Raw genomic sequence first — 26,267 nt, forward strand, 5'->3', positions numbered from 1 at the left:
CTGCGAGGAGCCCGTGTCTGAAGCCTTCGGCCCCGTGGCGGCGCCGGTTTCAGCCGCGAGGGAAACCGCTCCCGCCTACGACCTGATCGAACTCTTCTTCTTCGCCTATCGGGACTTTGTCGGAGACCCCGACCGGGTGCTCGGCGAATTCGGTCTAGGCCGCGCCCATCACCGCGTGCTCCACTTCGTGGCGCGGCGGCCCGGCTTGCCGGTGGCCGACCTCCTGCACGTGCTGCAGATCACCAAGCAGAGCCTCAACCGCGTCCTCAAGGAGCTGATCGACCGCGACTATGTCGAGCAGCGGGCCGGCACGCTCGACCGCCGCCAGCGCCTACTCTTCCCGACCGAGGCCGGCCGCGACCTCGCCGCCCATCTCGCCCGGTTGCAGACGCGTCGCATCCGGCGGGCGCTCTCGGAGGACCCCGACGGCGAGATCGAGGACGCGGCGCGCCTGTTCCTGTCCGCCATGATCGACCCGGCGAACCGGGCCGAGATGCGCGAACTCGTCGGGGATGCTAATCGGGGCGGATGAGCGCGCCCCGCACCGAGCCGCCGGACCATGCTCCCCATGTCCTCGTCGTCGACGACGACCGCCGTCTGAGGGAACTCCTGTCACGCTTCCTCGGCGAGCGCGGCTACCGGGTGACGACGGCCGCGAGTGCCCCGGAAGCCCGCGCCAAATCCGAGAGCGTCGTCTTCGACGTCGTCGTGCTCGACGTGATGATGCCGGGAGAGACCGGTTTCGAGTTCATGCGCCGCCTCCGGACGGAGGGCTCGCGCGTCCCGATCCTCATGCTGACCGCGCAGGCCGAGCCGAACGACCGCATCCGGGGTCTCGAGATCGGCGCGGACGACTACCTGACGAAGCCCTTCGAGCCGCGCGAGCTGATCCTCCGGCTGGCGAACATCCTGAAGCGCGTCGTGCAGCCGGAGACGGAGACCAAGGCCGTCCCGGACGAGGTGCGGTTCGGCCCGTTCACCTTCCGGTTAGAGCGCGGCGAGCTCCGGCGCGGCGGCGAGGTCATCCGGATCACGGAGCGCGAGCGCGAAATCCTCGTGCTCCTCGGTCAGCGGGGTGGCGGAGAGGTGTCGCGCGAGGAGCTTTCGGGTGGGCCGGGCAGCGTCGCCGCCTCGCTCGGGCCGGCGGGGCCGATCGGCGAGCGGGCGGTTGACGTGCAGATGAACCGCCTGCGCCGCAAGATCGAGCTCGATCCGGCCAACCCGTCCTTCCTGCAGACCGTCCGGGGCGTCGGCTACCGCCTGGTCGTCGATCCCTGATGGCGACGCGCGCGCTCGCGCCGTCCCCGGTCCGCCTCCTGCGCGGGCTCCTCAAACGCGTCGGCGGGCGGGTCACGGCGGCGCTGCCGAAGGGGCTTTATGCCCGCTCTCTCATCATCATCATCACGCCGGTGGTGCTGCTGCAATCGGTCGTGGCCTATGTCTTCATGGAGCGGCATTGGCAGCTCGTGACGCAGCGCCTGTCCTCGGCCGTCACGGCCGACATCGCGGCCCTGATCGACGTGTATGAGAGCTATCCCCAGGACCCGAATGCCGACACGCTGTCGCGGATCGCGGCCGAGCGGCTCATCCTCGACCTGGAAATCCGCCGGGGCGATACTCTGCCGCCGCCCGGCCCGAAACCCTTCTTCTCGCTGCTCGACGAAGCCCTCTCGGACGAGATCCGCCGCCAGGTGCGGCGCCCCTTCTGGATCGACACCGTCGGGCGCTCGAACCTGATCGAGATCCGCGTCCAGCTGAAGGACGGCGTGATGCGGATCATGGCCCGGCGCAGCATGGCCTATGCGTCGAACTCGCATATCTTCCTCGTCTGGATGATCGGGACCTCGCTCGTCCTCCTCACGGTCGCGATCCTGCTGCTTCGGAACCAGATCCGGCCCATCCTGAAACTCGCGACCGCGGCCGAGGACTTTGGGCGCGGGCGGGAGATCGAGTTCCGGCCGCGGGGCGCCCGCGAGGTCCGCCAGGCCGGCCACGCCTTCATCGAGATGAAGCGCCGGATCGAGCGCGCGGTCGAGAGCCGCACAACGATGCTGAACGGCGTCAGCCACGACCTCCGCACCATCCTGACGCGGTTCCGGCTTTCGCTGGCGCTGATCGAGGAGACGGTCGAGACGGAGGATTTGAAGCGCGACATCGACGAGATGGGCCGGATGCTGGAAGGCTATCTCGCCTTCGCCCGCGGGGATCTCGGCGAGAGCGCCGCGCCGGCCGACCTCGCCACCCTTCTCGGGGAGCTGAAATCCGACGCGGAGCGGTCGGGCCACCAGACGACGCTCGAGATCAACGGCGAGACGACCGTGACGGTGCGGGTCGACGCTTTCCGCCGCCTCCTCTTCAACCTCGTCTCGAACGCGGCCCGGCATGGCGACCGTATCGCGATCTCGGCCAATCACGAGACCCGCTGGCTCGTGATCCATGTCGACGACGACGGACCCGGCATCCCGGCCGAGCAGCGCGAAGAGGTGTTCAAGCCCTTCGTCCGCCTCGACGAGGCCCGCAACCAGGACGAGGGCGGCTCGGGCCTCGGCCTCGCCATCGCCCGCGACATCGCTCGCTCGCATGGCGGGGACATCATCCTGGGCGACGGGCCACTCGGCGGCCTGAGGGCGACGGTGCGGCTCCCCGCCTAGGAAGCCGCCGCCATCGGGACCGCCTTGCCGCTAGCTCGCGAGGAAAGCGCGCCGAAACAGGCCTTGCAGCGCACCGGCCATGTTGGCGCTCGCGGCGATGCCGGGCATCGGCTGCGAGAACAGGAAGACCAGAAGCTGCCGTCGCTGTTCCGTGGTCATCATCAGCTTGAGGTCGACGGAGGGACCTGAGCCGCCATCCGCTGCGGCCGACACCCATCCGACGCTCGGCAGGTCGATCATCCATGGGGCGTCCGGGTCGAGGAGCGGGACGCGCGAGGAGAGGTTCACCGACGCGCGACCGAGCGACAACTCGGCAAGGGTCGCGTCCGTGGACAAGGAGCCCAGTCGAACGCGGACCGGCACCCGCATGGCGAAGGAGGTCTCGTGGCGGGGCAGCTCGAAGCAGACCAGGAAGGCCACGAAGGTGAGCAGCATCGAAACGCCGGCCCAGACCAGGTTGAAATAGTCGAGCGGCGACACCTCGGAGGCCGCATAGGGCCCGATATAGGCCCACGCGATGCTGCCGGCGGACAGGAGGGACATCCCCCCGAACAAGGCCGCCATCCGCCAGCGGACGATCGTCTGGGACCGGTCGCCGCCCTTGTCCGTCACCTTGAAGGGCCGGCCGAAAGGACGAACCAGCGCCGTGAGCAGCGTGATGCTGACGGCCAGCGCCGTGATCGTGTGCGTCACCTCCATGAAGAGCGGCAAGGTCCGCGAACGCGAAACCCAACCGTTGTAGCTCCACAGAGCCAGCAGCGTCGGGAGGCCGTAGCGCAGGAAGGAGAGATAATCGGCATGGAAGGCCGGCAGTCCGGCGAACCAATACAGGGCCGGGGCGATGAGCATGAGGACGATGAACGGCTTGCAGAGCCAGTTCAGCACGCCATGGAAGAACTGAACCCGCTGGATCAGCGTATAACCCGGGCCCCGCATCGGTCCGGCTTTCAACAGGGCCACCTGCATCGTACCCAGGCACCAGCGGGTCCGCTGGGAAACGTATTCGGGCAGCCCTTCCGCCGACAGGCCGACGCTGAGCCGCTCGTTGAGCCAGCGCGTCTTGTAGCCGCCTCGCATGAGGGAATTGGTGAGGTTCAGGTCCTCGCAGATCGCCTCGTGCGGAAAGCCGCCCATCTCGTTCAGGCGATCGCGCCGGACGACGAAGGACGTGCCAACGCAGAAGGCGCAGTCCCAGGCGTCCTTGGCCGGCTGAAAGATGTCGAAGAAGATGCGCTGGTCGTCCACCCAGCTCTGGGTGGCGTGAAGGTTATGCTGGATCGGGTCGGCGTTGTAGAAGAACTGTGGGGATTGCACGACGGCGACCGACGGATCGGAGAAGAACCCGACCATCCTCTTGAGCAGATTGGGCTGCGGCGCGAAGTCGGCGTCGAGCACCAGGATCAAGGGTGCGCCTCCGCCTTCCGCGGCAGAGGTAGCGAGCCCGTTATTGAGGTTGCCCGCCTTGGCCCCCTTGTTGTCCGCCCGGGTCACGTAGCGGGCACCGACCTCCTCGCAATAGTCCTTCAGCCATCCTCGGCGCGTGTCGTCGAGGACCCAGATCGTCTTGGGTCCGTAATCCATGGCGAGAGCCGGGAGGATCGACTTCTCGATGACGTCGAGCGGCTCGTTATACGTGCAGATGAACACGTCGACGGCCGGCCAGAACCCGGCCTCGGTGAGGCGCCGCTCGGACCGGTCCGCTTCGGCACTCCTGTCCGAGCGGCGGAACAGGATCACGATGGACAGCAGCGTGTAGGTGATCGCGATGGCTTCGAAGACGAAGAAGACGTAGGGCCACAGCGATTCCAGGGTCGGCTCGAGCCGCGGCAGCGTGTCGTGCCAGCGCCACGCCGCATAGGTGACGATCAGGGCAGCCGTGAGCGAGCCGAAAAGCGCCCGGTCGAACGCGCGCTCCGGCTTCAGGAGACCGGCGAGAGCGAAGAATCCGAGCACGATGCCGAGGTCGAAGCCCAGCACGGAGAAGACGTCGGCTGGTGAGGCGAACATGGGTCAGCTCGTCTTCCGGCCCGTGAAGGGGTTCCAGCCCGTGGCAGCCAGGACGGCCCAAGCTGTGGCGCCGAGATGGGGCCGGCGGAAATAGAAGAAGTCCGGGACGGTGCTGTGCGGCCCGATCTTGAGGCCGGTCGTCAGTCGCTCGCCCCGGGTCGCGAAAAGCCACCCCGATGGAGACTGGTCCTGCTGCAGGCCGTGCAGGAGCCGCTCCGATCGATCGTGGTCGCCGAGGACGCGATAGAGCAGTGCCGCCTGCCCGGTGCCCTCCACCCACAACCCGTCCTTGTCGTTGTCGAAGTCGAACCCGCCCTGGACGCCGAGCCGCTGCTCGGCGCAGGTGAGCGCAGGCCGCCAGGCGGCCGGCGCGTCGGTGAGAAGCAGCGGCCAGAGCTGAGTGTCGAGGGCAAGGTGCGTGTGGTCGGCGCCGACGCCTTCGGGCGTCGTCCCGAGAACGAAACAGCCCTCGCCGTGCAGGAAGGCCCGCTTCACGAAGCGACGCGCCGAGTGCGCCATTCCGGCGAGAGCAGGGTTGGGAGCGACGCGCGACAACCACTCCGCGGCAGCCGCGATATCGACGTTGTGTTCCGTCGAGGCCCAGGTGAGTTTCGCCTGCGCCTGGTCGAAGCCGTCGCGCCCTCCCGTGAACCCGATCTTGCCCGCGTCGCGAGCATTCTCGTCGATCCAACGCATCAATGAGCCGGCGCCGGCGAGGTAGCGGCGGTCCTGGGTGACCTGGTGGAGATTGAGCAAGGCGAGCGCTGCCCAGGCGACGTTGCCCGTCGAGGTACCATCCTGGTAGGCGTCCTCGGCCCAGAGCCCGGCATCCGCGTCCCACCAACCGGGCAGGAGCGCCTTTCCGCCGTCCGGGAGTGGGCCGGTCCTGTACGCGTTGCGGATCCGGCCGTCCTGGAAGGTCCGATCGGTCGCGGCGGCGCGCAAGAGAGCGTCTCCGATCTGCTTCGCCCTCTCGGTCTCGCCGCACGCGACGAGAGCCACGGCGGCCAGCGCATTGTCATAGACGAAGGCGGAGGACCGCAGAGCCTGTGGCACGTCGCTTTCGCGAGGACCGGGCCGGTAGCTTACGACGAACCCGGGCCGGCCTGCCGGCGCGGATGCGTCGACGGCCGAGGCCAGACTTTGGCACAGGGACTTCGCGAATGGACCATCGGAGGCCGCCGCCGAACCCGACGCCAGCGACAGCCCGAGCGCCGCAACGCCCCAGGTCCACCGGCGACGCGGCCGGGCCCTGTCCGCCTGCCCGGCGCGCAGGTTCCAGCCCATCACTGCTGGGACATCCCGATCTCGGCGACTGATCCGAGCCTCGGCGAGGTGCCGGACACGATATGATCGACCTCCTCGCAGAAGTTCGACCAGGTCGCCACGAACCATCCGCAGCGTCCGCAGGACACGAGAGCATCGGGATGGAGCGTTGCCGGGACGGAGATCGACGCGCTCCCGCAGGCCTGGCAGCTGAAGCCGTCCGCCGCCGGACCTGATCTGCTCCTGGCCACGAACATCAGAGCGTACCGGTCTGCGGCGGCTCCGCGTCCGGCAAGGAACGGGCATTGGCAGGCCCGGGGGTGAACGGGGCCGAGATGATGCCTGCCAGCCGATCCTGGAGATTTCTCCAAACGACCGAGACCGACGGCACCCAGCCATTGGCGCGCGAGATGGTCACCCATTGCCCGACATTGCAGGCCGTTCCGCCCTTGGCCCGGTCGGCGGAGAGCAGCCTGCGCCCGCCCGGGCCCTCGTCAGGCGCGACCAGCACGTATAATTCGCGCCGCTCCGTCTGCGGGAACGGAATGGCGTACAGGTCGTCGACCTTGTCCCCGGCCTTGGGGAGGATTTCCTTCACGGTTCCGAGCTGACCGGGCAGCAGGTCTCCGCCGCTGATCTCCACGCGGCTGCCGACCCTCAGGCTCTGGGCCTGTCGGTAGGAGAAGATGGACACGACGACGGTCCGGTCGCAATCGACGAGGGTCGCGAGGGTGTCGCCGGCGCTCACGTGGCGGCCCTCGGCCGCCCCAACATTCAGGATTTCGCCGACCATCGGCGTTTCGACGGCCGCGGCCGTCATGCTGAGAAGGCGCTCGCGTTCGGCATTCAACAGGTTCTGCTGGTCGCGCAGGCTCGCCTCAAGTTCCGTCTGCTCGATCGCGAGCCGCTGCGTGTCGAATTCGATGTCGCGCCGTTTCTGCGAAAGCGTGGCAAGACCGACCAGCTCGTCCCCGACGAACACGCCCTTGAGAAGGCCCTCATATTGCGTGACCTTCTGGCGAAGCTTGGCGGTCTGGGCATCCTGCTGATGGAGCGCGCCGGCGAGCTGTTGCTCGGTCGGTTTCAGCATCTCGGTGCTCGCGACGTTGCGCGCGACCATCGTGGCCTGTCGGTCCAGGACCGACTTCTTCTCCTGTCCGGACGAGACGGACGCAGCCACCCTCGACTGCAGCTCCACGATCTGCTGCCGGAAGATGGTTGCGAGTTGGCTGGATTGTTCCTGGATCGACTTGTCCAAGGCCGCGAGATACGCCGTATTCGATTCCCGCTTGCTCGCGGCTGCGAGACCCTTGCCCCGCGTCTCCGCTGCCTTGCCTTCGAGGGTGATCAGGGTCGATCTGTCGACTCGTGAGTTGGAGATGCGAGCGATGGTCTCCCCCCGACCGACCTCCTGGCCAGGTTTGACGGAGATCGTGTCCACGTCTCCCGCGACAGGCGCCGTGAGCAGGGCGACCGGCGCGTTCACGACGGCACGGTCCGACTGGTCCGCCACGAGAGGTGGTACGACCGCCGAGAGCATCAGCACCGCCAGGACGCTGGCGACGGAATAGCTCGACACGCGAACTAGGCCCTGGTGCCCGGCCCATTGAGAGCCGGGCTGCTGGACGCGGTTTGAGGCGTTCATTCGAGTCTCCTCGCGACAGTCACGGCCGAGTCCGTCGGCCCGAGATCGTCATTGTGCACCGCAGCAAACGATGAGCGAGGGAGAGGTTGCCTCAAATGTGATGTTGTTCTGAGCAGCGGACTGCAAATGCGCCACGGGCTCGCGGAAGCCACCCATTAAGGGTTTGTTAACGCTCTCATTTCTAAGCTAATGTCTGACTTGGTACGAAGCGGCTAGGGAAATTCGGTTAGCGGCCGGTTTTCCCTCCGGAGCTTGCTGCTGCTCGCTGCACTGCAGCAAGTTCTACCTAGGGCGCCATCTTAGGGCGGCGTTCGGCTGTCTGGCGGCCGAAAGTCTAGTCGGCGGGAGTTGGCTTCCCCCGGCCACCATGCCTGGCACCGCTCGATATCGGCAGAATTTCGCCGATCCAGGGCGCGACCCCGTCATGCAGGGTGAGCAGCGGTTCGATGCTTCAACGCCGTGACCAAGTCCTCGGCCGGAGATGCGGATGATCACGATCCCGAGCCACTCCTCCGTCGCCTAAGCCTTTGAGCAGTTCGACGATACGGGCCGTATGAGGCCTTCGCTCTATTGCGATCGTGTGGTGGACCTGATGGAAAAACTGGTGAAGTTCACGCTCCTGACGCGCCGGGAATCCGGCTATCTGACGGACCGCTACAGCGAACGGAAGGAAGATGCGGAGAAGTTGGCGGCCCGCGTCCGCCTTCGGCTATCTGACGTGGTCCGAGGCTCCGGCTCGCGAGCCGTTTCGAAAGCCGGCGTCACCGGCGGCGTGTGGTCCGGCCTGAACACCATCACAGCATGACTCTCGTGCGGAAAGCCGGGCGAAAAACCAACCCGTTCAGCCTCGCTCCGGCCCGCCTACAAGCCAGCATAAATGTCGATGCCGAGTTGCACGTCGAAGAACGTTTTGGCGCGGCCCTGGTGAAGAACCATGGCGCCGTTGCAATATTCCTTGATGATGCCAAAATCGTGCGAAACCAGGAGAAGGGCACGATCCGGCCGCTTCTCGAAGATCTCGTAGCGGCAGCGAGCATGGAATTTCTGGTCACCGACGAAGATGACCTCGTCGACGAGATAGCAATCGAAGTCGATCGCGAGCGACAAGCCGAAGGCTAGCCGCGCCCGCATACCGGAGGAATAGGTCCGGACGGGCGCTTTCAGGTGGTTCCCGAGTTCGGAGAAATCCTCGACGAATTCCTTGATCTCCGCGAATGCCTTGTCATAGACGCGGGCAATGAACTTGACGTTGTCGTAGCCCGTCAGGCTTCCCTGAAAGCCACCCGCCAAACCGAGGGGCCATGACATCGACATCTGTCGGTCGATACGGCCGCTCGTCGGGCGCTCGACACCCCCGATGATGCGGACGAGGGTCGACTTGCCGGCCCCGTTCCGGCCCAGCACGGCCAGCCGCTCACCCTGACGGACCTCGAAATTCACATGGTCCAGAACGCGCTTCGTCTGGTGTCCGACGCGGTAGTCCTTAACGATGGAAGTCCCGCGTATCATTCGACTTCAACGAACTTCCGCGCGTCTTTGGTCAAAAACAAGGCCATCGCCGTGAGCACTGCGCTCACATAGGCGAAATAGCTCGCCGAATAAAAGGTTGGAACGCCTGGCCCGAAATAGCCGCCGCGGATCATCTCCACGCCATTGACCGGGGGCATCCAGAGGATGATCTCGCGGAACTGATCAGGAATCCAATAGACCATGTAGAAGGTTCCGGAGAGCGGGATCATGATGTAGCTGATCGGGCTCCAGATCTTCTCGACCAGTTCGGACCGCTCCGACAAGGCCCCGACCAGCAGAGCCGTCGCGGCAGAATACCACGCGTAGAGGAGCCATCCGCCCAGCATCAAGCCGGGACTGTCCGGTATTTCAACGTATCCGGCGAAATAGAACACGATCAGGCAGAAACCGAAGGCGGCCGACGTCCCCAGTATTTCGACGACGATCCGAGCCGCATAAAGCGAGAGGATGGTGATGTGCCTGTGATACAGAAGGGCGGAGTTCGCCTGCATGCACCGCATCGTCCGCATGACCATGTGGCGATACATCAGCAGGGGCATGTAGCCGGTCATCAGGAACGGCACGATCGGCGTCTCGGAATGTCCGGAATGCTGGATCACCGACCAGAGCAGGATGACGGAGAGGCAGAACAGAGCCGGCTCGATGATGATCCAGGCGAAGCCGAGATTCTCGCGACCAAAGCGGGTGTAGATCTCCCGCAGGATCAGGGCGCCGGTGATCCGGACCTGGTTTCGAAGATCGGCGAGGAGCGAGGATTGCGGTGCTTCCCGCACCGTCACCAGCACCTCGGGAGCGGCCGCGTCAGCTGGCATGCTCACGCGCATTCACGATGACCAGCCACAGGATGGAATAGGCCAGGAAGGTGGTGCCGAACACGGTGAAGGTTGCGAGGAATCGGCGCGGATAGCGCGAGAGGTCGGCCAGATTGGGCTCAACGACGCGCTCCAGGTAGAGCTGCTTCCGCATCGCGTCGATACGGGCGGTCTCCAGCATCGCATTCGTCGCGGTGAGCGCCTTGGCGGCGAATTCCGCCTCAAGGGTCAGCCGCTCGAATTCGGCGAAGGTGCCGACGAGCGAGCCGTCATTGCCGAGAAGCTTGCTCCGTTCAATCGCAATCTGCTGTTCGAGAGCCGTCGCCCGGTCCCGAAGGGACTGGATCCCGGGATTACCCGGCGAGGCCGCGACCATCTGGGACAGCTGTGCCCTGGTCGCGGCCAACTCCCGCGACATGCCGCTCACCAACTCGACATAGGTCCTTGCTGTAGACCCCATGTCCACGAGGCCGACCGCGATGCGATAGGTGGTGAGAGCTTTCTGCGCGGCCGCAGATCGCTGCTCCGCCGTCTTGATTTCCCGGGCTGCAAGGGCGACGGCGTCGCCGAGCGCTCGCTCATTCATCCGGTTCACCAGGCGCTCGCTCGCCTGCAGCAGCGCCTCGGCCAGCCGGCGCGAATCGCCGGCCTCGAAGGAGCGGACCTTCAGGGTGTCGATGCCGGTGCTCGGATCGTGAACGACGTTCACAATCCCCTGGTAATGCTCGTAGAGTTCCTCGAAGCTATCGCCGGCATAGAAGGCCGGGAAGCGTGCCAGGAAGTCTGCGGAGGAGCGGCTGACCATTTCCCGAAAGCCGATCTTCTCGTCGACTTCGCGCAGGGCATCGCGCGACTTGATGAAATCGATGACGGAAAAGGAATCGTCGCGCCCTCCGCCAAGCCCGCTGCCCTGGAGGATGGCGCCAAGGCCCGACATGCCCTGCTTCTGTGCGCTCCGCACGACGAAGCGCGTTTCCGAGATGAACTGATTGGAGGCGATCAGGAAGAGGTAGAGCGCGGTCAGCGCCGTCGGCAGCGCCACGAGCATCAGAAACATGCCCCGCTTGCCGAACCGGAGCTTCCGGGCCGTGGGTGCGGGCGCACGCCCGGCGACCAGCGCCGTCCGCGCGCGACCTTGGATCAACCGACGAGCCTTCCCGAAGGGCGACAGCGGGCGCGCCTCCACCACAGGCTCCAACGCACCATGCCGCAAGCGCGTGCTCACGTCAGTCTCTGCCATGTGTCGTCCTGCTTCCGCTCCGCCCGTCATCCCGCGCCAGCTCGCACGCTCGGGGACAGGATCGTCACTCCGTCCCGTCACGTGTCTGCAAGGAATTCGGCCCTTTGATGACCCACTTAGCAGACTCGGTCCACCTTATGGGCGCGACGAGGCGGCGCAGACGGTGCCGCCTCCAATCCAGCGACAGCGTAGCACGGGCAAGCGCACCGCGAACCCCGAAGCGAAGGCCGTCCGGATCGTGCGTCCGCCACATGACAGGCAGGCGATGCCGTCGAACCGCCGGTCTCGATCGCCTTCGCACGGGTCCGTCCAGCGACCGTCACCTGCGTTGACGGTGCTGTCGCGCGCAGCCACTAGTCGGTGAAACCAGGGCCGGAGCAGACATGCGAGCTTCAGCCGGTCTATGGCCTTCCGTCCCGCCTGGGTGCCGCCCGTCCATGAAGCGTCTCATCGTCGACCTCGACCACACACTCTGTATGCCCGAGGGCGACCAGGATCAGGCGCAGGATCCCTCGCTGAGATACAGGCATGCGAAACCCGCGACTGAGGTCATCCGGCAACTGCGCCACTACCGCTCGCTCGGTTTCGAGATCGTCATCCATACCAGCCGGAACATGCGGACCTTTGCAGGGGACGTAGCGGCCATCCGCCAGCACACGCTGCCCATCGTCCTGGACTGGCTAGCCGAACACGACGTCCCCTATGACGAGATCGTTGTCGGCAAGCCATGGTGCGGGTTCGAGGGATTCTACATCGACGACCGGGCCATACGGCCGTCCGAGTTCGTGACGTTGAGCTACGACGAGATTGTATCCCTAATCCACAGGGAACGCGTGGGCGGATGAGCGATCCGCTCTTCCTCATTCTGAGCGGACGCTATGTCGGCCCGGAACTCGTGTCCGAATTCGGCCGCCTTCCGCCGAGTTTCCTGCCCAACGGCACGGAACGCCTCCTCGAGACGCAGGTCGCGTTCGCCCGCACGCTCACGACCAACATCGCCCTGACGCTTCCCTCCGACTTCGCCGTTCCGAGCTTCGATGCGAGCCGCCTGGCGCAGGATGCCGTGAAGGTGCTTCCCATGGATGACACCCAGACCCTGCCGGCGGGCATCGCGAATGCGCTGAAGACGCTGGGGCATTCGGGACGGCTTCTTCTCCTTTTCGGAGATACGCTCGTCACCTATCCGGAGCCCGGCTCGCGACCGGACACCTTCGCGACCGGAACGACCCAGCATCTAGCGATGTGGGCGGATTTCGACATCCTGGATGGCGCCGTGCGTTTCCAGCAGAGTGTCGGAACCGGCGGGCAATCCCGGACGGTCGTGGCCGGCTTCTTCGATTTCGCCGATTCGGCCCTGTTGCGGCGGCACGCGGGCGAGGCGGACGATTTCGTCGACGTGCTGAACGGATATGCCTCGGACCGGCCCCTGGAACCGGTCGAGACGATACGGTGGCTCGATTTCGGCCATCTCCACACCTATCACCGATCGCGTTGCACACAGTTCGCCGCCCGGGACTTCAACCGTGTCGTCGGCGACGGATTATCGGTCCGAAAGGCCGGCACGCCGGCCCGGAAGATCTTTGCCGAAGCCGCCTGGTTCCAGAACCTGCCTCCGCGTTTCCGTCCCTTTGTCCCGCATTTCATCGACCTGCACCGTCAGCCCGAGGTCGCCTACGAAACCGAGTATCTCTACCTTCCCCTTCTGTCCGAACTCTATTGTTTCGCGTCGCTTCCCTCGCAGTCCTGGGGAAACATCCTGGCGAGCTGCAAGACCTTCCTGGAATTGTGCCATCTCGCAAAGCCTTCTTCGTACGAGACCCTGCCCGACTATCCCGGCCGCTTCTTCGAGGACATGATCCTCGGTAAGACCTTCAAGCGCCTGGCGCAATTCGCGCAATCGGCCGGGCTTTCGCTCGATCAGCGATGGATGTTCGACGGCACCGACATGCCCTCTCTCAAGGACACGGCGGAGAGCCTGATCGCGCTCGTTGCGCCGACCAGAGAAGACGACATCTGCCTCTGGCATGGCGACTTTCATTTCGCGAACATCTTCTTCGATTTCCGCTCGCAGCGGGTGAAGGTCGTCGATCCGCGGGGTATGTTGTCCGATGGATCGATGACGATGTTCGGGGACGCGCGCTACGACATCGCCAAGCTGACCCATTCCACCGTCGGGATGTACGACCTACTCATGGCTGGCCGGTACGAGCTTCGCTATGACGGTCGCTACCACATCGCAATCGATTTCGGCCACGATCCGGAACGCGAGCGCTTCGTCGCCGAATATTCCGAGACCCGCATAGGCCGGTATGGGTGCGGCAGCGCCGAAACCCTGGCGCTGGTGGCCCTCCTGTTCCTGTCCATGCTCCCGCTGCACGAGGGCCAGCGCAACGTGCAATTGGCCATCCTGGCCAACGGCCTCAGGATGGCGAAGCTCGCTCACGCGGCGGCCTGAGCCCCCTCGTTCCGGGTCGCTACGGCGCCCCTCTGGACGAGCGGAGCTTGAGGCCGGAAGGCGTCACCTGTGTCGCCTGTGTCGCCTGTGTTGCCTGAGGCGGCTTCGGGGCGAGCCTCCTGGTATGCGCCCGCGATGGACGAGGGGTCCGCTCGTTCCGGGTATCGCCGGGTAGAGGCGTATCCATCGCGCGCAGCCCGGCCGTGGCCATGAGACGCCGCACGGGATCGAACAGGCGCCGGGCTTGGCCGAGCAAGAATTTTCCGGCGTTGATCGTGAGCTTTAGCCAACGCAAGCCCGGCTCTTCGCGGATCAGCAGGTGGACTTGGGCATAACGCGCCTGTTTCGAGAAGACGTCCGCAAAGCGTGTGTCCCTCGTCATCAGGGTGAGACGCAGCCATTCGGTGTAGGAGATGCATTGCAGATCGATGCGAGGGTCGCTGAAGGCACGATCATACTTCTCGATGATCACCTTGCATCGCACCATGTCGCAGACGAGAAAATCATCGAGGAGAATACGCATCGAGCGTTCCCGCGACGTCCAGTCGTTGTGATAGTCGAGGCGGATGTCGGGAAACTTCGCCCTCAGAAAACTGAAAGCGACGTGTTGCTCGACGGCGATCCTGACGCGGACACGCCGCTCGTAGACGTTCGAGCCTGGGGCGTGATCATGGGCGAGATAGTAGGTAGCATCTGATAGGGACATGAAACCTATGTCCCACATCGCCCGGATATCGGCCGTCAGACCGAAGTGGAACCAATCGCTGAAGTGGAACGGAAGACGCTCCAGCGTGAAGGGGTTCAGCGTGAAGAATTGCGAAATCATGACGCGCTGCGCCACGGCATTCGGGCCAGCCCGCGGCCGATCGACATTCTCGTGGTAGAAAGTCAGGAACTCTCGGTCCTGAAAGAAGAGATCGTTCCGAACGCGAAGCGTGTATGCGCCTGTCGCACGAGCTAGCCCGGCCTGGGCGGCCACGATCATCAGATTAATGTTGTTCGTCTTGTTGTCGAACTTGATCGGCGGAAGGGGGAGGGCGCCCACAGAGAGGATTACCTCGTCGCAGGCGTTCTCGATCTGGCGGAGGGCGGAATGCAGCAACCCGTCGGGCCGACGAGCGGGCGACAGGCTCAATCCCGTCAGCACGCCCCGCGGATCACGATCGCCCGTGACCACGTCGGTCACCGCGATAGATAACAAGATTTGCGCATGCGGAAACAATGTCCGCCAATGCAGGCAATGGTTCGCCGTTTCGACGATGTTCCAGTCGTACAAGCTGCCCTGGATGACGATGGACAAACCGCCGACTTTGTCCAGGGATGCTATCCAGGACGCGCAATCGACATCGACCAAGGTGACATCCTGAAGCTACGAGAGAGAAGTTGCCGTGCTGGACTGGGCATGTGCCCGCGACACCGTAGTGTAACAGGCCGAACTTTGGCGGCACAAGGCGTCTCCCTGTTAGACCTTTGCGGGTACCTGGCCCGCGGGCCTTCGCGGGACGGGTTCCCTCGGGCGTTCGAGGAGAGCCGGACGGCGATTGTGGGCGGGAGTCCTGGCCGACCGACGGATCATGGTTCGTGTTCGTCAGGCAACCGTGTCGAGAATGGGATCTCGCAAGTGGTTCCGGGTCACGTCGACGTAGCCGAGGGAGATCTCACCACCAAAGACTGCGCGATCGGCAAAAAGCCTCATCTCGATCATGCCTTGCGGGTTCGTTACTGCGAAATTCAGAAGAGTTTCGACCACGCCGCCCGAACTTGGCACGGTGAATGTGGTTCGGGCAAGGTCGTGGGGCGTCGTGCCGACCCACGACACCGCGTCGATCGTGAAAGGCGATCCGGCAAGGTCAGATGAGAACCGATGGACTGACCGAGCTTTCCAGGCGCCCGCCGCAAGGAAAATGTGAGGACCCTGCACGAGCAGCCGAGCCCGACCCGTTGCATCGATGCGGCCATCACCGATCGGCGCGCCCTCGAAATTGAAGAAATCTTTGGTCAGCAGGAGGCGGGTCTGATCCTCTTCTCCAAAAGTGCCGAGTCGCCCGAGCGCGGCCTCCAGCACGGCCCGCTCCTGCGATGACACGACTGGCTTCGGCGCGCCCTCCTCGCTTTGCCCGATCATCTCGGCCGGAGATTGCTCCAGGTAGGAGAAGGCCGGTTTGCAGTGTTGGTGCAGCATGCCGGCCTTCTCGCCGAGATCGCGCAATCCGAGAGCACGCGCAATGCGGGCGATCTCGGCGACCGGATCTGCGACGACCTCCTCTCTTCGGACGTGAACGACGTCCGGCATCGTGACTCCGCGCAAGGCAACACTCTCGGCCATCACACCCCGGATGGCGTTCAGATATCCCTCACCGAACCGAGGCATCCGAAAGTATGCCGACCTCAGCGGCTGGTCATGGGCGAACACGCAAGCCGTTCCGGCGCGTCGGACCGCGTTCAGGAGGATGGGATCGGGCCATGTCGACCGGACGATCAGGTCCGCTGGATTCGCGAGCAACTGCACCGCGAAATCCTCGATCGAGTTCAGCTTGGCTATCTCAGGGGGCCGCCCTTGGGACCCGATCAGAGCTGCCGTCAAATCGCAGCACCAGTCCGTCAAGAAGCCCTGAAGGCCGAACACGACCACGATCATCGCGGGTCTTCCCGACGCTCCACGGCATAGAAGCAACGCCACGGCACATGGTGCCGTGGCCATGAAGCCGGAGCGTGCAGCATGGGGTCCTCCTAGCACGGAGGTGAGAGGGTCACAAACGTGACCGCAGGCAGCAGCTCGCGGCTAGCGGGCCGCTTGGGGCGTTCCGAAGTTTGACCCCTGTCTCGAACCGTCGTATCCCGCCCGCCCTGGCCGTCACCGAGTGATACTCGTGCGCGACGGTCGAATGTATGTCCCTAACGGTTCTGCGAGTGAGGCTCGACCAGTGAGCCACGACCTGCGACCGGCGATCGATGGGCGGAGCAGGTCTATGAGATTCAACGGAGAGGGCGGTTATAACAACGCCCGTTTCACGGCCGACATGATCCGGGCCGCCGCTACTGACCTTTGGCAGAAGCACCCCGACAAGAAGTTGATCGTTGTGACCGACGGATGGGTGGCTTACCGCGGTCCATCTGTCCTGACGTATCCAGACGACAAGCACCGGATTGCTGGCGAAGCAGCCGGTTCCCTGTTTCTTCTCGCCATGGACAACGACGAGATAGCCGAGAAAGCTGTCCGCGACATTGTTGCTGCCGGGGGCAAGTATGTTCCGGTCGTCGTTGGCCTAGCTTCGTACCATCACCACAACTTCGTGTGGAGAAAAGCTGCCCACGAAGAGTCAATGTACCAGCGGGATCATGGTTATACGTACTGGGACATGGGCGATTTCGACAACTTGGCACAGGCCATTGAAATCACCAAGCACCTCGATGGATCCTACGTAGAAGTCGGAACGTTTCGGGGAAGCAGTGGCGGGGCGGCCTTGTGTTACATGCAGGCTGCCAAGATGAAGCGGAATTGTTTCTTCTTCGACGTGTTCGAAGGCTTCGACTATGAGGCCGCAAAGGAAAGCGCGGACGCGATCTGGTTCGGCACGCACAAGACAGAAGGGATGGACGCTGTCGCTAACCGGCTGACGCGATTCAGGAGCGACTTGCTCAACGTCACGGTCGAGCGGCGTAACATCATCACCGACCAGATACCGGAGAGCGTTGGACGGATCGCCGTCATCAATATCGACGTGGACATCTACGAGGGTATTTTGGCCGGCCTTGAAAAGTGTGCTCCCCGGATGCTGCCAGGCGGGATCATCATTCTCGAAGATGTCGGCCACACGCCAGGCCTCATCGGCGCGAAGGTAGCCCTTGAGGATTTCAAGGCGACGAACTTGGGTAAGCAGTTCACCGGCATCTATATGGCTAGCGGCCAGTATTGGTTGCTGAAGAAGGAGGGTGGAGGCTAGATCTTTTCCCCGTCCCGCTCACATCTGGCCTCCATCGCCACGCTTTCTGGGTGCGCCGAACTGACGGCGCGAATCGTCGTTATCGGCTGCGGCCGGACTTGGGTTCGCGCCGGGTTGCTGGGCGACCCTTGCTGAGCTAGGGCTCCCGCCGAGCCGTCTAAACGAGACCTGGGTTTATTGTTGAATCAGCTTCAGAGCGCGGTTGCTCCGCCGACCTGCACCGTCCTGACGCCGACCTGGTCAGGACATCTCGAGGAAGCGACCGCGCTCTTCGAGACCATCCGGGCGACCGAATCCACTCCGATCGACATCGTCATCGTGATCTCCGCCGAGGAGGTCGAGCTGTTCCGCGACGCGGTCGAACGGCTGCGGTGCCGTGTCTTCCTCATCGAGGATCTCGTGAAGGAATATACCGGCGTGGCGATCAGTGGCGCCAAGCTGCTGAAGCTCGTCGACCGCTACCGCTACCAGACCCTCAAGAAATTCCTGGCGATCGCGAAGCTGCAGGGGAACGTGCTGCTGATCGATAGCGAGTCGCGCGTCGTGCGCGACCTGAACCCTATTTTTGCGGGGGGACTTCCGGAGACCACGGTCTTCTTCACCGAACGGCCTTGGGGAGACATGCCGCGCGGGCTCGCCAAGGATGTCAATCACGAAGTCAACTTCCTGAGCGGGCGCCAGCAGCCCTTTTGGTATTTCGAATCCCTCAACTGGCTCTTCTCGAGCGACCTTGTGCGAGGGTTGCTGGCCGAGTTGAAGGAGGTGCACGGCGTGGGTTGGGCCTTTCGGCCTCGCCAACTTTTCGAGTCCCAGCTCTATTTCCAATATGCCCGACGAAATGGGGCGCCCTACCGCTTCATCGCCGCCGAAGAGTTTCTCGCCGGCCATTTTGGCGCGGCACGCGCGCAGGCCCTGATGCACGGGCTCTACCATTCGCCTCTCGTAGCCGTCGGGATCTTCGAGTACCTGGCGCGGTTCGTCACCCGGGAGGAATACGCGGCGTTCATCTCGAAGGATGAGGTTCTACGCCATTTTCGCCTCGTCCGGTACGAACCTTACGAATTCTACGACGTCATTGGCGACATCCGGAAGCGTACCGCATCGAGCGCGCATTTCTTCGGCGAAGCCGCGATGCATCGAGGCCCCCTGCTGCGGGGGCGGGCGGCGGTGCTGCTCTCGGGTCCGTTCACGAGCGAACAGGACGCCTACAACGCCCGTCGGTTCCTGGCCGGCGTGGATTGCGATGTGGTCGTCGCGATCGAAACGGGCCACCCCCTGATCGAGTTTGTCACGAGGGTGCTTCAGCCCGTCGCGATCGTCGAGATGGACCGGGCAGACCAGGGATCGCGATCGAGACTGGGCGGCCTGTTGGCAGCCTACGGAGCCTTCCTGCGGGTGGAAGCCTCCCGCCCCGACAGCTACGGCGTCCTTGTCGCCATGCGGCCCGACATCATGTCGATGCGCGGCCTGCGCGACCTTCTCTGGGATTCGTCCGAGACCGTCTCCGACCTGAGCGACATCGTCATCGTCCCGAACCGCTTTTGGGCGGAAGGGCTCAACGACCATCTCCTGGTTGGGCTGCGGCCTGCGATGGGTGCTCTGCTGGACCGTCTGTCGGCCGATGAAGGGCAGGCCACCAATGTCGACATGTCGCGGCGGGTGGGCTGGGCCGTGCTTGCCTGCGGTTTAAGGCCGATCCCTGGCGATCTCCCCTACGTGCTGGGCCATCCGGATCTCGCAGATTTGAGCTCCGCCTTTAGCAACCAGCAGAAGGACCCCAGATCGCGCACGGTTTCCGCGCCGGTTTGGAAGGACGCGACCGCGTTCCTCGAGGCCCGTCTGGCGGCAGACGCCGCCACGGCGGGAACGAACTTCGCGAAGACACTTGGTCCGCATGCGCCAGCCCACCGCCATGAGCCTGGTCCGTCGAGCGGCCACGAAGCGGGCCGGGCGGCGATCCTGCTCTGCGGTCATTTCGAAGACGAACGGGATCTCTACAATGTCCGGCGTTTCCTCGCCGGACTGGATTGCGACATCATCCTCACGATGGACCGAAGCCACTGGCTCCTGAGCCTGGCGAGGGACGTCCTGAACCCGGTCGCCATCGTCGAGATCGACGGCTTCGAAGAGGCATTGGGGTCCCGGAGCGTGGCCCTGGCGGCGCTGGAGGGACCGGCGGCGATGCCTTCCGACCCGCGGGCCGCCCGGGACGCGATGCAGTTCGGCCGGGACAGCATGTCCATGTTCGATCAGTTCTCGGCTGCCTATGATGGCCTCCTGCGCCATGAGGCGGAGCGCGGCGACACCTATGGCTGGGTGGTCCGGATGAGGCCGGACATCTTCTCGACCCGCAATCTGCGCCAGATCGTGGGTGGGATCGTTCAGGGCAAAGCCCTGGCCGACCGCCAGGTTTTCTTTCCGAACCGCTTCTGGAGCGAGGGGCTCAACGACCACCTGTTTCTCGGAACGCGCGCCGTCATGGGCGCGCTCCTTGAGAAACTGACCAGCGCACGCTTCCTCGAATCCGGTCACCTCAACGCGCAGCACCATCTTGCTCGCGCCGTGCTCGGATGCGGGCTGCAGCCGATCCCGTTCGACCTTCCCTATCTCCTCGGCTACCCCCCTCTCCACACGGTCAGCGGCATTCTGAGGCACCAGGACCGGCAATCCTCCGCTCGCCCGGTCCAGGCTCCGGCGATGCAGGATGCGACGGCGTTTCTGTCCAGCCGCGTCTCTACGACCGCAGTCGCGTATGCGGCCCTGAAGGCCTCCGGCGCGCCCCTGGTCCGAGCGCCGGAAGAGGTGGTCGCCGCTCGAAGCGACAAAGGAGCGAGCTACATCTTCCTGTTCCGCAAGGGCGCATCGGCGGTCGCGATGCTGCGCTGGCCGGCATCGCTTCTCGGGCTTGCTCCTTTTCTCGTCTTCGTGGGTTTGCTGAAGGCGGAACGCACCCGACCTGTCGTCCTCAGCGGCTATTCCGAGGAGAGCAGGACGTTTGTGGTCCGCCCGCGGGATGACGGCCCTGCCAGGACCATGACGTTGGTCGATATCGAGGCGGATGGGCTGACCGAGTTCGTCGTTCGCCTGTATCGGCGGTGGAAGAAGATATAGTCCGGCCGAGGTGCTGGCGAAGACGGGGTAGTCGACATCGTATCCTAGCGTGCCGAAGATGGCAGCATCGCAGCGCTCCGGCCGATAGGGGTCTCAGGGGCTTCGATCGCCATCTCGCGCTCTCCAGACTCACGAGAACCGGGTACGGGTGCTATATCGGACCCTCTCGGCCCGCGTTGACTCCGCACGCACGTCTCCCGCTAAAACGCCGGCATGTAAGCCGAGCCACGCTGTCGCCGGCCGCGGACCGCGATTCCCAGGTCTCCCTGTCCCGCGGCGCGGCGCGGCATTCCAGGCAGGATGATCCATTTTGCAGATTCCTCAGCCGGTAGATTCCTCGATCGAAGTCATCCGGCATCTACTCGGCCATTCCGGATGCAGGGTCGCCCTGTGCAGGCGCGGCGATGTTTACTTCGTCAGAAAGTTCTCGGCGTCGGAGGCTTATAACGAAAGGCTGCAAAGTCAGCTTTCGAAGCAGGAGCGCCTCTCCGAAATGATCAGGACCCCGAGGATCATCGAGCAGGGCCTGCAGGACGGGCTGATCTATTTTGATATGGAATTCATCAACGGTCACAGCTTCGGAAGCTATGCACCGCTGCAGAACGTCGCGACGCTCTCGGATTTCGCGCGCAGAATCCTGGAGCCCGTGCGCGCCCTTGCGGAAAACCGTTCAGGCACGATCTCGGCCGCAACCTTCCGGACGAAGGTCGAGAGCGTGTCGCGCGCCGTCGCCGCGAGCGCATTCTACCCGTCGCACCGAGCCATCCTGGACAGGGCTCTCGCCAGCCTCGACCAGGCCGATTGGTCGGACATCCCCTGCACCGCCTCGCACGGCGACCTCACGCTTGAGAATATGCTGGTGACGGAGGAGGGCGAGATCGTGCTGATCGATCTCCTCGACGGCGACCTTGAGACCGTTTGGCTGGATGTCGCGAAGCTGCTGCAGGACCTGGAGAGCGGCTGGTCCCTCAGGGGCGTCCTGTGGAAGGCCGAGTTGTCCGCCAACGATCGATTGATGGCGATGCTGAGCCGCTATCTCTACGACGAGATCAGGAGCCAGATCCTCGTCATGTTCCCGCAGCTTGCCCCGAAACTGAGCCAGCTCAGGGTGTTGCAGGCGATGCGCGTCTTGCCCTACGTGCATGACGAGATCACGTTCCGGCACGTGGTCAGGGGCCTCGATCGGGCGTTGGTGGCGGGACGCTGAGATGCATCAATCTGGAACCGTTCTTCTTCCGATCGCGGGACGATCCTCCCGCTTCCCGGGCTTGCGGCCGAAATGGATGCTCACGGCGCCTTCTGGCGAGTTGATGCTCGAACTCTCGCTCGGCACCGTGCCCGACTGGCGAACGAGACGGGTCGTCATCGCGGGCCTGCGTGAACATCTGGATGATCTGCAGGGCGAGACCGCGATCCGCCGGGCTCTCGGGCCGCACCCTGAGATCGTGATCTTCGATCAGCCCACCTCGGGGCCAGCCGAAAGCGTTGCCGAGATGCTCCGGCAGGCGGATGTCGAAGGACCCATCTTCATCAAGGATTGCGACAGCTGGTTCGTTCCCGCCGAGAATGTCTTCGGCGACGTTGTGTGTTTCGCCGACCTGCGGACCACCCCGAACGTCCGGAACGTCTCCGGCAAGAGCTTCCTCAACCTGAATGAGCACAGCCTCCTCGAGGGCATCATCGAGAAGTCGGTTTCGTCCAACTTCGTCTCGGTCGGCGGTTACGGTTTCCACGAGGCCCACGTCTTCCTGGAAGCCTATGACAAGCTGCTCGCGAGCGACAAGCCGGGTGAGATGTTCGTCTCCCACGTTATCCTGGAAGCCATGCGGGCCGGAGCGGTTTTCCGGGGCGTCGAGGGAAATCGGTACCAGGATGTCGGCACCCTCGAGGCTTGGAACGCCTTTCGGCGCCACCAAGGGACCTATTTCGTCGATATCGACGGGGTCATGTTGCGGAATGCCGGCCAGTATGTTCCGCCCTTGTGGGACGATCAGGACGTCCCTCTGCGCCGAAATGTGGACATCGTGCGCGGCCTTATCCAGGCAGGAGCCCAGATCGTCTTCGTCACTGCCCGGCCCGAACGCTACCGCGAGAAGACGGAGCAAACTTTGCGGGATTTGGGGCTGACCTGGCACGCGGCCATCTTCGGCGTGAATCACAGCACCCGAACGCTCATCAACGATTATGCCGCCTCCAACCCCTACCCGTCGGCGGTGGCGTTGAACCTCGCCCGGAACGACGACGCCCTGGACCAGTTCCTGTCCCTCGCCGACTGACCTGACCCACCTCTTTCACTCGACGCGGTTATCCTCGACCACGTTGTTGGCCGCGTGGTCGCCATTGTCGATCGAGCTACCGAAGGGATAGCCGGCATCGGCATGGCAGTAGAGGGCCCATCCTTCCCGCGAGCCGACGTTGATGGCCGGGAGGTGCAATGGAAAGCCGTAGGTGAAGACGTTGCCCGTGATGACGTTGCCGGACGGTGTCTGGTGGCGGATCGTGCCGCCCTCGCCGCAATTCCGGTAGAGGTTGATCCCGCTGCGCCAGCCGATCTTGAATACGTTGCCGATGATGCGGTTCGCTGCCGAGCCGTCGAGGGCGACGACCTCGCGTCCGGTCTTGATGTCGAACATGTTGGCGAGGAGGGCGTTGCCGGCGCTTTCCGCATCCATATAGACGGCCACCGACGGCGAGATGCCCGTCACCCGGGTGTTTCGCATCGTGACCCCGGTCACTCCGGGGGCGAGGTAGAGCGGGATGCGGCCCGAGGCGCGGAGCTCCGAATTCTCGATCGTGACGCGGCTCGGGGCGGCTTCCTGCGCCCGCTCGGTGTGACCCGGGGCTCGGGAGGATTGCTTGACGGCTTCTCCCTGGCCGTTCAGGCCCATGCCCGAGATGCGGATCGGCCCGAGAAATGTGCAGTTCCGGATGGTTATGTCGGTCGGCCGGTCCCACAATGGCCCTTCCGCAGAGCCTCTGGCGGCCGACCTGATTTCCAGCGTGGAGGCGGGAAGATCGGGCTGACGGTCGCTCCGTCCGATCGTGCCTCCGCGGCAATCGATCTCGATCCCGCTCGCCGCGCTGCCCTCCAAGATGATCCGCTTCCGGACCGCCTGGTCCGGCCCGAGCGTGAGGCTGCAGGTCAGGCGAATGGCATCGCCCCCGTCAGGGGAAGCAAGAACCGCCGCGATTTCTCCTCGGCTGCACGGCGCAGACGCCCGAGTCGCCGGGGCGAACAAGATCACGCCGGTGCTCGCCAGGGCGGCGGCCAGTAGGGATGGTCTTGGGTCAGTTTTTCGCATGATGCAGCGAGAGAACGGCCGCGCGGCGAGGAGGTTCGGTTCGCAGGCGCGATCGACGAACCGAAGGCGCGAGCGCGATCATAACCGGATCTCAAAGGAACACTTGCAACCAGCCGCCCTTGCTGTAGCAGGCGACCCCGCCTGCCGGTGAGATGATGACACGATCTTGGGCCATCGATGCGGCGGGACGGTGTCCCGCGACTGAGCCTGCTTCGGGACAGGGGCTGGTTCGGTGAGGCGGCCGCCGGAAGGACCCAAGGGCCCGGAACGAGGCCTTGTGGACCGTCACATCCAGCGGCTCCGAAAGGCCGCCCCGGCGCTCAGGCCCGACCTGTCCAAGCCCGACTCCATCTCATGGTGGATCCGGGTAGAGATCCCGCTGGTCGACGACGGGCGCCTCATGCTGCGGATCGACCAGCGGCCCGAGCCAGGGCTCCTGCGGCTGCTGGAGACGATGGCTGAAGGGGGCGAGCCCGACGCGCAATTCGGCGACATTCGATCCGGTGTCACGAGGGTCGTCGCGGACGCGAGCCGGTCGCTTCGTCGGGCGGTGGAGCGGTTGCAGGCGCAGGTAGGCATGGACCTTCGCGAGATGGGCCCCGACGCGCCGGCCTATGTCGATCAGATGGAGCGGTGGCTCCGGTCACGGCAATTCGTCGACAGCCCGAATCTCACGCGATCCCTGAGCGAGGCCCTGAAAGCCGGACGGGGCCGGGCGAAGACCGTGGCGCGCCAGGATTCCCAGTTGCGCCGCCTGCAGGACCAGGCCGGATTCGGAGCCTATGTCGAGAAGTTCACCGCAGCCCGGCGCTTGCAGCGCCGCATCGTATTCCACATGGGCCCGACCAATTCCGGCAAGACCTACCGGGCTCTCGAGGCACTCACCAGGGCGGCGAACGGCGTCTATCTCGCCCCGCTGCGGCTTCTGGCGCTCGAGAATTACGAGGCCCTGCTGGAGCGCGGGCTGCGGGCCGGGATGGTGACCGGCGAGGAGGTGCTGGGTGAGCTCGACCCGAGCCACACCTCCCGCACGATCGAGACGGCAGACCTCACGCGGCCGCTCGAGGTCGCCGTGATCGACGAGATCCAGATGCTGGCCGACCCGGATCGGGGCTGGGCCTGGACAAACGCGCTCTTCGGCATCCCGGCGAAGCTCGTCATCGTCTGCGGTTCGGAGGACGCTCTGTCCTACGTCCGGCGCGCCGCGGCAGCCGCGAACGAGTCGCTCGACGTCGTCACCTTCGAGCGGAAGACGCCGTTGGTCACCATGGACGACCCCGTCCCCCTCGAGAGCGCCGAGCCGGGCGACGCGATCGTCGCCTTCTCGCGACGGGCCGTGCATGAGATCCGAGAGGTCGTCGTTCAGGCCGGCCACAACGTGGCGACCATCTACGGGGCACTCTCGCCCGAGGTCCGAAGGGCCGAGGCGGCGCGTTTCCGGAACGGAGAGGCCGGCCTGCTGGTGACCACGGACGCGATCGGAATGGGTCTCAATCTCGGGCCTTTGAAGCGGATCGTCTTCTCCACGACGCGGAAATGGGACGGGACGCGCGAGCGCGGGCTCACCCATTCCGAAATCCGCCAGATTGCCGGCAGGGCAGGGCGGTTCGGGCATCAGGACATCGGCTATGTCGCGGCGGCCGAGGAGGACGGCATCGCGCCGATCAAGGCGGCTTTGTCCGGCGCGCCGACCGCTCCGCCAGCGGATACGCGCTTCTTCGTCAGGCCCGACCTCGTCGCGATCACGTCCGTGGCGGACGAACTCGGGACCCGGAGCCTGGGCGAGGTGCTGACGCATTTCGCCCGCGCAACCTTCTACGCAGGCTCGCCCTTCCAGTCCTCTGCGCTGGACGAGATCCTGGACATCGCCCGGACGATCGACCGCGTCCGCCTGCCGATCGAGGAAAAATTCGCCTTTTCCGTCTGTCCGGTGAACCGCCGGGACGAGGTCTCGGTCCGGGTCCTGGCCGGCTGGGCCGAGGCACGGGCCTTGGGGCTGAGCGTGCCCGCACTCAGGGCAAACCTCGGAGGCGAACTCGATTACCAGGAGCGTGCGGTGAAACTGGCGAGCGCCTATCTGTGGCTGTCGCGTCGTTTCCCGGACACCTTCGACGATGTGGAAGCCGTTCGGGACATGCGCGGGAGAGCGAATGGCGCGATCGAGCAGCATCTGCGGAAAACCGCGACGCGCAAGGCGGGGCGTCGTTTTCGTGGTGTTGGACGGGGCGGGTAGGCCTTGAACGCGAAAAGCCCGCCTGTCCTGGTTTTCACCGGGACGGGCGGGCTTTGTGTTTGGTTGCGGGG

At 64.7% G+C, this 26,267-nt stretch carries 19 protein-coding genes and 1 pseudogene; 11 read left to right on the plus strand and 9 right to left on the minus strand.

The genetic code is table 11. The annotated features are described in order from the left end of the window. The first annotated feature begins 13 nt into the window (after positions 1 to 13). Genes ACFE87_RS14635 through ACFE87_RS14645 form a run of 3 tightly spaced genes read left to right on the plus strand, consistent with a single transcriptional unit; the run spans position 14 to position 2,651 of the window. Positions 14 to 532, plus strand: coding sequence for a MarR family winged helix-turn-helix transcriptional regulator (locus ACFE87_RS14635; protein ID WP_375460381.1), 519 nt, complete (start codon positions 14 to 16; stop codon positions 530 to 532). After that, positions 529 to 1,278: a response regulator gene (locus ACFE87_RS14640; protein WP_375460382.1), complete on the plus strand. Its 750-nt coding sequence runs from the start codon at positions 529 to 531 to the stop codon at positions 1,276 to 1,278. The genes ACFE87_RS14635 and ACFE87_RS14640 overlap by 4 nt, the downstream gene beginning before the upstream one ends. Then, positions 1,278 to 2,651, plus strand: a complete 1,374-nt coding sequence (locus ACFE87_RS14645; protein ID WP_375460383.1) for an ATP-binding protein — start codon at positions 1,278 to 1,280, stop codon at positions 2,649 to 2,651. The genes ACFE87_RS14640 and ACFE87_RS14645 overlap by 1 nt, the downstream gene beginning before the upstream one ends. Positions 2,652 to 2,681: 30 nt before the next feature. On the opposite strand, the gene ACFE87_RS14650 is transcribed toward ACFE87_RS14645, so the two are convergent. The 3 genes from ACFE87_RS14650 to ACFE87_RS14660 all read right to left on the minus strand — a co-directional run bounded on the left by ACFE87_RS14650 (position 2,682) and on the right by ACFE87_RS14660 (position 7,569). Further along, on the minus strand, positions 2,682 to 4,658 hold the full coding sequence (locus ACFE87_RS14650; protein WP_375460384.1) for a glycosyltransferase family 2 protein: 1,977 nt from the start codon (positions 4,656 to 4,658) through the stop codon (positions 2,682 to 2,684). A gap of 3 nt (positions 4,659 to 4,661) precedes the next feature. Beyond that, a complete protein-coding gene (locus tag ACFE87_RS14655) occupies positions 4,662 to 5,858 on the minus strand; it encodes a hypothetical protein (protein ID WP_375460401.1) in 1,197 nt (398 codons plus the stop codon). A 322-nt stretch (positions 5,859 to 6,180) separates the two neighbouring features. Then, positions 6,181 to 7,569, minus strand: a complete 1,389-nt coding sequence (locus tag ACFE87_RS14660; protein WP_375460385.1) for an HlyD family efflux transporter periplasmic adaptor subunit — start codon at positions 7,567 to 7,569, stop codon at positions 6,181 to 6,183. A gap of 377 nt (positions 7,570 to 7,946) precedes the next feature. Here ACFE87_RS14660 and ACFE87_RS14665 point away from each other — a divergent pair. Continuing rightward, positions 7,947 to 8,278: pseudogene (locus tag ACFE87_RS14665) on the plus strand (arsenical resistance protein ArsH); the annotation flags it as partial. 152 nt (positions 8,279 to 8,430) lie between these two features. Here the strand turns inward: ACFE87_RS14665 and ACFE87_RS14670 are convergent. The 3 genes from ACFE87_RS14670 to ACFE87_RS14680 are packed head-to-tail and all read right to left on the minus strand — an operon-like array spanning position 8,431 to position 11,055. Continuing rightward, on the minus strand, positions 8,431 to 9,078 hold the full coding sequence (locus ACFE87_RS14670) for an ABC transporter ATP-binding protein (RefSeq protein ID WP_375460386.1): 648 nt from the start codon (positions 9,076 to 9,078) through the stop codon (positions 8,431 to 8,433). Continuing rightward, a complete protein-coding gene (locus ACFE87_RS14675) occupies positions 9,075 to 9,911 on the minus strand; it encodes an ABC transporter permease (RefSeq protein WP_375460402.1) in 837 nt (278 codons plus the stop codon). Before ACFE87_RS14675 ends, ACFE87_RS14670 begins: the two co-directional genes overlap by 4 nt. Beyond that, positions 9,901 to 11,055, minus strand: a complete 1,155-nt coding sequence (locus ACFE87_RS14680) for a capsule biosynthesis protein (RefSeq protein ID WP_375460387.1) — start codon at positions 11,053 to 11,055, stop codon at positions 9,901 to 9,903. Before ACFE87_RS14680 ends, ACFE87_RS14675 begins: the two co-directional genes overlap by 11 nt. A gap of 533 nt (positions 11,056 to 11,588) precedes the next feature. Here ACFE87_RS14680 and ACFE87_RS14685 point away from each other — a divergent pair. Together ACFE87_RS14685 and ACFE87_RS14690 are read left to right on the plus strand one after the other, a co-directional pair. Then, positions 11,589 to 11,996 carry a hypothetical protein gene (locus tag ACFE87_RS14685; RefSeq protein ID WP_375460388.1) on the plus strand — a complete coding sequence of 136 codons (408 nt, stop codon included), beginning with the start codon at positions 11,589 to 11,591 and terminating at the stop codon, positions 11,994 to 11,996. After that, positions 11,993 to 13,606 (plus strand): hypothetical protein, encoded by a 1,614-nt coding sequence (locus ACFE87_RS14690; RefSeq protein ID WP_375460389.1) that lies wholly within the window; start codon positions 11,993 to 11,995, stop codon positions 13,604 to 13,606. Before ACFE87_RS14685 ends, ACFE87_RS14690 begins: the two co-directional genes overlap by 4 nt. A 19-nt stretch (positions 13,607 to 13,625) precedes the next feature. On the opposite strand, the gene ACFE87_RS14695 is transcribed toward ACFE87_RS14690, so the two are convergent. Together ACFE87_RS14695 and ACFE87_RS14700 are read right to left on the minus strand one after the other, a co-directional pair. Next, entirely contained in the window at positions 13,626 to 14,960 is a 1,335-nt protein-coding gene (locus tag ACFE87_RS14695; RefSeq protein ID WP_375460390.1) for a WavE lipopolysaccharide synthesis family protein, read from the minus strand. Between the two features lie 234 nt (positions 14,961 to 15,194). Then, complete coding sequence (locus tag ACFE87_RS14700; protein ID WP_375460391.1) at positions 15,195 to 16,238, minus strand: hypothetical protein; 1,044 nt, start codon at positions 16,236 to 16,238, stop codon at positions 15,195 to 15,197. Positions 16,239 to 16,575: 337 nt separating this feature from the next. On the opposite strand from ACFE87_RS14700, the gene ACFE87_RS14705 reads away from it, so the two are divergent. The 4 genes from ACFE87_RS14705 to ACFE87_RS14720 all read left to right on the plus strand — a co-directional run bounded on the left by ACFE87_RS14705 (position 16,576) and on the right by ACFE87_RS14720 (position 22,937). After that, positions 16,576 to 17,550, plus strand: a complete 975-nt coding sequence (locus ACFE87_RS14705; protein WP_375460392.1) for a TylF/MycF/NovP-related O-methyltransferase — start codon at positions 16,576 to 16,578, stop codon at positions 17,548 to 17,550. Positions 17,551 to 17,730: 180 nt separating this feature from the next. Next, positions 17,731 to 20,661: a hypothetical protein gene (locus ACFE87_RS14710; protein WP_375460393.1), complete on the plus strand. Its 2,931-nt coding sequence runs from the start codon at positions 17,731 to 17,733 to the stop codon at positions 20,659 to 20,661. 310 nt (positions 20,662 to 20,971) lie between these two features. Then, the gene (locus ACFE87_RS14715) at positions 20,972 to 21,868 is read left to right on the plus strand and encodes a phosphotransferase (protein ID WP_375460394.1); all 897 of its coding nucleotides are present in this window, start codon (positions 20,972 to 20,974) and stop codon (positions 21,866 to 21,868) included. A 1-nt stretch (position 21,869) separates the two neighbouring features. Continuing rightward, positions 21,870 to 22,937, plus strand: coding sequence for a hypothetical protein (locus tag ACFE87_RS14720; RefSeq protein ID WP_375460395.1), 1,068 nt, complete (start codon positions 21,870 to 21,872; stop codon positions 22,935 to 22,937). 15 nt (positions 22,938 to 22,952) lie between these two features. Here ACFE87_RS14720 and ACFE87_RS14725 read toward each other — a convergent pair whose 3' ends face one another. Then, positions 22,953 to 23,753 (minus strand): right-handed parallel beta-helix repeat-containing protein, encoded by an 801-nt coding sequence (locus tag ACFE87_RS14725; protein WP_375460396.1) that lies wholly within the window; start codon positions 23,751 to 23,753, stop codon positions 22,953 to 22,955. A 487-nt stretch (positions 23,754 to 24,240) separates the two neighbouring features. Here ACFE87_RS14725 and ACFE87_RS14730 point away from each other — a divergent pair, with 487 nt between their 5' ends. Beyond that, the gene (locus tag ACFE87_RS14730; RefSeq protein WP_375460397.1) at positions 24,241 to 26,196 is read left to right on the plus strand and encodes a helicase-related protein; all 1,956 of its coding nucleotides are present in this window, start codon (positions 24,241 to 24,243) and stop codon (positions 26,194 to 26,196) included. Positions 26,197 to 26,267 lie beyond the last annotated feature (71 nt).

Source organism: uncultured Enterovirga sp. (genome assembly GCF_964242715.1).
Lineage (GTDB): Bacteria > Pseudomonadota > Alphaproteobacteria > Rhizobiales > Beijerinckiaceae > Enterovirga.